This window comes from Streptacidiphilus monticola, assembly GCF_042658505.1.
Lineage (GTDB): Bacteria > Actinomycetota > Actinomycetes > Streptomycetales > Streptomycetaceae > Streptacidiphilus > Streptacidiphilus monticola.
The window spans coordinates 93620-100262 of the sequence record NZ_JBHSQJ010000023.1 but is presented as its reverse complement, the minus strand read 5'-3'; the positions used below and the strand labels follow the sequence as shown (position 1 = coordinate 100262).

Annotated in this window: 4 protein-coding genes; 1 reads left to right on the top strand and 3 read right to left on the bottom strand. The window is 74.3% G+C overall.

Going from position 1 to position 6643, the window contains the following annotated elements:
* Positions 1 to 317 precede the first annotated feature (317 nt).
* The gene (locus tag ACFP3V_RS07870; protein WP_380581231.1) at positions 318 to 1712 is read left to right on the top strand and encodes a CoA transferase; all 1395 of its coding nucleotides are present in this window, start codon (positions 318 to 320) and stop codon (positions 1710 to 1712) included.
* On the opposite strand, the gene ACFP3V_RS07865 is transcribed toward ACFP3V_RS07870, so the two are convergent.
* From ACFP3V_RS07865 to ACFP3V_RS07855, 3 genes are all read right to left on the bottom strand, one after another.
* Positions 1696 to 2589 (bottom strand): deoxyribonuclease IV, encoded by an 894-nt coding sequence (locus ACFP3V_RS07865; protein WP_380581247.1) that lies wholly within the window; start codon positions 2587 to 2589, stop codon positions 1696 to 1698. The two genes, ACFP3V_RS07870 and ACFP3V_RS07865, sit on opposite strands and share 17 nt — an antisense overlap.
* Positions 2590 to 2816: 227 nt before the next feature.
* Complete coding sequence (locus ACFP3V_RS07860) at positions 2817 to 4709, bottom strand: glycoside hydrolase (RefSeq protein ID WP_380581229.1); 1893 nt, start codon at positions 4707 to 4709, stop codon at positions 2817 to 2819.
* Positions 4710 to 4811: 102 nt separating this feature from the next.
* Positions 4812 to 6563, bottom strand: coding sequence for a glycoside hydrolase family 35 protein (locus ACFP3V_RS07855; protein ID WP_380581227.1), 1752 nt, complete (start codon positions 6561 to 6563; stop codon positions 4812 to 4814).
* Positions 6564 to 6643 lie beyond the last annotated feature (80 nt).

Here is a 6643-nt window from a genome sequence, read left to right as displayed (position 1 = left end):
GTGGGTGGTGGGCTGGTCGCGCCCACGCGGCGGAGCCGCGCATGTCGGCAGGCTCGCGCCGCTGAGAGGTGCCGGGCTGCTCGCCCAGGCCCAGGAAGCTCTCTTGGGCCCATGCCCCCCCGAGCCGCGCTCGGGAGGTCCGGCCGCTATCAGGGTCGGACCTCCGCGGGTGGTGGGGGCCGGTCGCGCCCACGCGGCGGAGCCGCGCATGTCGGCAGGCTCGCGCCGCTGAGAGGTGCCGGGCTGCTCGCCCAGGCCCAGGAAGCTCTCTTCGCCCGGGCCCCCGAGCCGCGCTCGGGGAGGCGCAGAATGGGCCGGTGACCTCACCTCGTGATCATGCCCTCGGCCACGCCTGGGCCGCGCTCGGCGGCGACCCCGACCTGACGCGGCTCGTCTCCTTCCACCGGCCCACCCCGCTGCTGGGCGCCCGGCTCCCGGTGCGCACGCTCGCCACGGCCACCGTGGCCGCGGCGGCGCTCGGCGCCGTCGCCCTGCTCGCCACCCGCAACGGAGACGCCCTGAACGAAGCGGTCCCCATCGACCGGACCGCCGTCGCCATGGCCTTCTTGAGCGAGCGTCAGCTGCGGATCGACGGCGCTCCGGTGCCGACGTTCGCGCCGCTCTCCGGCTTCTGGCGGACCGCCGACGGCTGGGTGCGCACCCACGCCAACTACCCGCACCACCGGGCCCGGCTGCTCGCCGCGCTCGCGCTGCCGGAGTCCGCGGGACCGGAGCTGCTGGCCGCGGAGCTGGCGCGACGCGAAGCCGCCGCCGTCGAGCAGGCGGTCTACGCCGCGGGCGGACTGGCCGTCGCCGTGGCCCCGCCCGGTGCGCACGGTCCCCTGCCCCTGGTGCAGCGCACGCGGTCCGACGCGCCGTCAGCGCCGGTGCTGGGCAGGGCGATCCGTCCTCTGGAGGGGGTGCGGGTGCTCGACCTCACCCGGGTGATCGCCGGCCCTGTGGCGACCCGGACCCTGGGCCTGCTCGGCGCCGACGTGCTGCGGATCGACCCGCGCCACCGCCCCGAGGAGCCGGGGGCGCAGGCCGACACCGGCTTCGGCAAGCGTTCCGCGCTGCTCGACCTGGCAGCGCCCGCGGACCGCGACCTCCTTGACGGCCTGGCCGCGACCGCCGACGTCGTCGTCACGGGGTACCGCCCGCGTGCGCTCGACCGTTTCGGGCTCTCCCCCGAGGCGCTCTTCTCCCGGCGCCCGGAGCTGGTCGTCGCCCAGCTCTGCGCCTGGGGCTGGGACGCGCCCGAGCCCTGGCGCGGACGGCGCGGCTTCGACAGCCTGGTCCAGGCGGGCGTGGGCATCGCCGCGCTGGAGGCCGACAAGCCGGACGGGCCGCCGGGAGTCCTGCCGGCCCAGGCGCTGGACCACGGCACCGGGTACCTGATCGCCGCGGGCGTCCTGCGGGCGCTGACGGACCGTCAGCGGGGCCTCGGCGGCGCGCTGCTGCGGTACTCGCTGGCCGGGACCGCCCACTGGCTGATGCACGGCCTGGACCCCGAGCCGGCCGGCGCGGACGAGGCACTGCTCCGATCCCCCGGCGGCTACCTGGCCGAGACGGACTCCGCCTTCGGCCGACTGCGCTACGTCCGGCCGCCCTTCGGCACGGAGGTGTGGTCCCGGCCCCCGTCCCTGCCCGGGGCCGACGAGCCGCGGTGGCTGCCCCCGGCTGACGACTCCGGAGTCAGCGCAGGGACTTGAGGAGGGCGATGTCGGCGGCGTGACCGCGCCCGGGGCCGGCGCTGCGGTCAGGGGTCTCCACGACGAGCGGGACGCCCGCGGTGGACGGGTGCCGGAACAGCTCCGCGAAGGCGGGGGCGCCGATGTGCCCGTGGCCGATGTTCTCGTGGCGGTCCTTGCGGGCGCCGCAGACGTCCTTGGAGTCGTTGGCGTGGATCAGCCGCAGCCGCCCGGGGCCGAGGGTGCGCTCCAGGAGGTCCAGCGCCTCGGTCACTCCACCCTCGGCGGCGAGGTCGTGACCGGCGGCGAAGGCGTGACAGGTGTCCAGGCACACGCCCACGCGCGGATGGCGGTCCAGCGCGTCCGCGTACGCGGCGAGCTCCTCGATGCGCGAGCAGAGGGACGCCCCCTGACCGGCGGTGGGTTCGAGCAGCAGCCAGGGGCCGTCCTCCGCGTCCAGGAGCGGGAGCAGGTGCTCGCGCACCTGGCGCAGCGCCTCCTGCCGCGGCCTGCCCCCGGTGGCCGAGCCGGTGTGCACGACGACCCCGAGCGCGCCGATGGCGCGGCCGCGGCGGAGCGAGTGCCGGAGGGAGTTGACGGAGCGTTCGAGGGTGAGCGGGTTCTCCGTGCCGAAGTTGATGAGGTAGGGCGCGTGCACGTAGGCCGGGATGCGCAGCGCGGCGCAGGCCGCACGGAATGCCTCGTCCTGCGCGGGCTGCCCGGCGGGTGTGGCCCAGCCCCGCGGGTTGGCGACGAACACCTGCACGGCCTCGGCGTGGAGCTGCGCCGCGCAGGCGAGTCCGGTGCCCACCAACCCCTTTGCGGCGACCGGGACATGGGCTCCGACGGGATTGCGTACCGCCGGGGAGGCGGAGGGGGAGACGGAGGCGGAGGGCAGGACGTTCACCGCGCGAGCATCCCACGCCACCCCAGCCCCGGACCCCGCAGGGGTCCTTGAGGGCCCGAAGGGCCCTGAAGGGGCGCGAGGAACTGCGCGACCGGCCCACCACTCGGGGAGGTTCGACCCTGATGGCAGGCCGGACCTCCCCGAGGAGTGTGTTGCTCGCGCGGTTCCTCGCGCCCCTCAAGGGCCCTTCGGGCCCCCGCGGGGCGCCCGGGGCCGCCTCAGGCCAGGGTCCAGCGCTGGTTCGTGCCGCCGTTGCAGGTCCACTCCTCGATGAGGGTGCCGTTCGCCGTGCCCTGGCCCGTGGCGTCGAGGCAGAGGCCGGAGGCCGCGTTCGTGACCGTGCCGTCGGGGTGGACCACCCACCGCTGGTTGGCGCCGCCGTTGCAGGTGTAGATGTCCACGACGGTCCCTGCCGCCGTTCCGCCCTGGTATCCGTCGAGGCACTTCGCACTGCCGCCGCCGTAGACGGTGATCGTCCCCGAGGCCGTCAGCGTGAAGGCCTGGTTGCTGCCGCCGTTGCAGGTCCACAGGTCCAGCTGAGTCCCGTTGGCCGTCTTCGACCCCGGGACGTCGAGGCAGCGGCCGGAGCCGACGCCGGTCAGCGTCTGCCCGGTCGGGGCCGTGCTGCCGGGCTGGCCGGCGCTGGAGAGGACGTAGGTGGTGACGCTCTGGGCGGGCAGCGTCGCCGTCAGCGTGGAGCCGGAGACGTTCGGGGCGGAGACCGGGGCCAGGCTCTCGGTCGCGCTGGTGCGGTAGCTCGCCGTCGGGGTCAGCGTGCCGCTGCCGGCGTTGAGCGCCAGGGACGTTGACGACGTGTTGGTGTTGGCCGCCACGATCGTCCACGCGTTGTTCTGCCGGAAGGCCAGCGTCTGCACTCCGGACAGCGAGCCGGCGACGGCATAGCGCACGGCGCCGGGGCGGACGAACTTGCTGTACTGCCCCAGGGCGTAGAAGCGCTTGGTCGGGTAGAGCGTCTGGTTGCCGTCGGTCGCGTAGTTCGGATCGTAGTAGATCAGGCCGTCGTTCCAGCCGTGGGAGTTGACCGAGGTGGCGCAGCTGCCGGAGGCCGTCGGGTCGCAGCCCAGCTCGGACGAGAGGGCGGTCCACCACTGGAAGGCGCTGTCGTTGCCGTAGGCGAGGTCGTTGTAGAGCGAGTTGACCAGGGTCAGCGCCCCGGTGATGGTCGGGTCGTACTGCTGGCCGTAGCCGCCTCCGCTGACCTGGCAGCAGATCTCGGTGGCCCACACGGGCTTGCCGTTGGTCGCGCCGAGCGCGCCGACCTGCTCCAGCTGGCTGCCGGACGGGAAGTCGTACGTGTGGTGCGCGATCGCGGACACGTGGCCGGGGGCCGTGGCGTCGGCGAGCCAGGTGGGTGCTTCGGAGAGCAGCTGGGTGGTCTGGCTGGACTCGTCCGCGATGACCTTCGTGCTCAGGCCCGCCGACGCGAGTGCCGAGCCCACCGCGTTGATGACCCCGGCCCTGGCCGCGGGGGCGACGGTCATGCCCTCCTGGCCGCAGGAGCTGAAGGAGTTGTCCGGCTCGTTCATCGGGCTGATCTCGTCGAAGGCCGTGCCCTGGGCCGCGAAGTGGGCCGCGACGGTGGCGAGGTAGCTGCCGTAGGCCGACTCCTGACCGGTGCCGAGCGAGCCGCCGCAGCTCTGGCCGTTGCTGGTCATCGACGCCGGGGCGCTGTTGACGAAGCCGATCAGGTCCGGGACGCCGTCGGCGGCCGCGTAGCCGAGGAAGGCGCGGCCGCCCGGGTCGCGGGTCCAGTCGTAGCTGCCGTCGGCGTTGAGGAACGTCTGCGGTGCGCGGGCGGCGACGCTGACGCCGGTGCCGCCTCCGCCGATGTTGTACCGGTACTGGCTGAGCTGGATGCCGGAGCTGGTGAACAGCAGGTCCGCGGCCTGCTTCTGGGCGGTCGTGCCGAAGTGGGCGAGGTCGTTGACCCACCAGGCGCCGGACGCGCCGAAGCCGGCGATGGTCTGGGCGGCGCCGGTGATCTGGGCGGTGCCGGTGGAGGCCGCGGCCGGGGTGGAACCGGTCAGGGGCAACAGGGCCGCGGTGACCAGCGCCGCCGCTGTGGACAGGATCATGACAGGTTTCAGCATGCGGGTTCCTCCGGGGACTGCGGGGTGGAAGTGCCGGGGAGGTGCCACCGCGCGGCTCCGGGGAGATGGACTCCCCGGGGCCGTACGGGTCGTGCCGCTGCGTCAGTCCTCGAGCGGTCCGAGGTCGGCGGTCTGCCGCAGCTCGGCGGAGCGCGTCGTGGAGGCGTGCAGTTCGAGGACGGTGAGCTCGTTCCGGCCGGGGCGCAGCACCGGGGCCGGGACGTAGAGGGACCGCTGCGGTCCGCGGGACCAGTAGCGGCCGAGGTTGAAGCCGTTGACCCAGGCGTTGCCCTTGGTCCAGCCGGGCAGGTGCAGGTGGCTGTCGGCCGGGGCCTCGATCTCGAACTCGCCCCGGTGGAAGGCGGGTCCGACGACCGCTGCGGCGGTCGAGGGCACGAACGCCAGCCCCGAGAGCGAGTCGAGCGGCAGCGGCCGGCTGGACCAGGGCCCGAGCGGCCGGCCGTTGACGGTGACCGGGCCGAAGAGTCCCTTGCGGTCGTGCACCGCCTGGCCGTAGTTGACCCGCCCCTGGTTCTCGACCAGGATGCGCAGTTCCGCGCCCGCCCGGGGGCTGGTGAAGGCCAGCGCGTGGTCGTCGTTCTCCCGTTCCAGCACGCCGACCGGCTGGCCGTCGACGAAGACCTGGGCCCGGTCGCGGACCACGGGCAGGTGGAGCAGCGCCGGTCCGGCCTCGGGCAGCGTCGCGGAGTACAGGACGAATCCGAATGCCTGGCCCAACTCCTCCATGCCGAGCGGGCGTTCGCCGGACACGAGTTCGCCGAGCGCGTCCAGGGCGTCCCACAGCGGGGCGGTCAGGTCCAGGGCGATGCCGGGGACGGCGAGCTTGGGGCCGGGGGGCGGCACCGGGGCGTCCGGGACCTCGCCGTAGCGGGCGAGCACCTCGCGGAAGGCCGCGTACTTCGGGGTGGGGTCGCCCGCCTCGTCGAGGGGGGCGTCGTAGTCGTAGGAGGTGACCGTGGCCCGGTACAGCCCCTTGTCGTTGGCGCCGTTGGTGAAGCCGAAGTTGGTGCCGCCGTGGAACATGTAGAAGCTGACCGAGGCCCCGGCGGCCAGCATCTCCTCCAGCACCGCCGCGGCGTCCGCGGCCGGTCGGACCGTGTGCACGCCGCCCCAGCGGTCGAACCAGCCGTTCCAGAACTCGGCGCACATCAGCGGGCCCTGGGGCTGCAGCTCGCGCAGCGCCGCGAGGCCCTGGGCCGCCCTGCCGCCGAAGTTGACGGTACGCAGCACCCCGTCCAGTCCGCCGTCGGCCAGGTCGCCCGGCTGGTCGGCGGTGAACAGCGGGACGTCGACGCCGCGCTGCTTCAGCGCCTGGGCGAGGTGCTCCAGGTAGGCGGTGTCGCTGCCGTAGGCGCCGTACTCGTTCTCGACCTGGACCGCCAGCACCGGACCGCCCCGGGTGGCCAGGTACGGCAGGACCGCCGGGAGCAGCCGGTCGAGGAAGCCGTCCACCGCCTCCAGGTAGGCGGGCTGGGTGGAGCGCAGCCGCATCTCCGGGTCGGCCAGCAGCCAGGACGGCAGGCCGCCGCCCTCCCACTCGGCGCAGATGTAGGGGCCGGGCCGCAGCAGCACGTGCAGGCCCTCGGTCGCGGCGAGTTCGAGGAAGCGCGGCAGGTCGAGGAAGCCGTCGGTGGTGAAGCTGTCCGGCCGGGGCTGGTGCAGGTTCCAGGGGACGTAGGTCTCGACGGTGTTGAGGCCCATCAGCCGGGCCTTGTGCAGCCGGTCCGCCCATTGCTCGGGGTGCACCCGGAAGTAGTGCAGTCCGCCGGAGAGGATCCGGAACGGCTGCCCGTCGAGGCGGAAACCGTCGTCGGTGATGTCGAGCACTGCCACGTGAAGTCTCGCTCCGTGGTTCGGCCGGGGCGCGGGCACGCCCGAATCGACGCCCGCGCCCCGGGACTTGGGGTGTCCGG

Bases quoted from the DNA above. Each gene is read 5' to 3' on its own strand.
- ACFP3V_RS07860 (WP_380581229.1), bottom strand. From the start codon at position 4,709: ATGCTGAAACCTGTCATGATCCTGTCCACAGCGGCGGCGCTGGTCACC.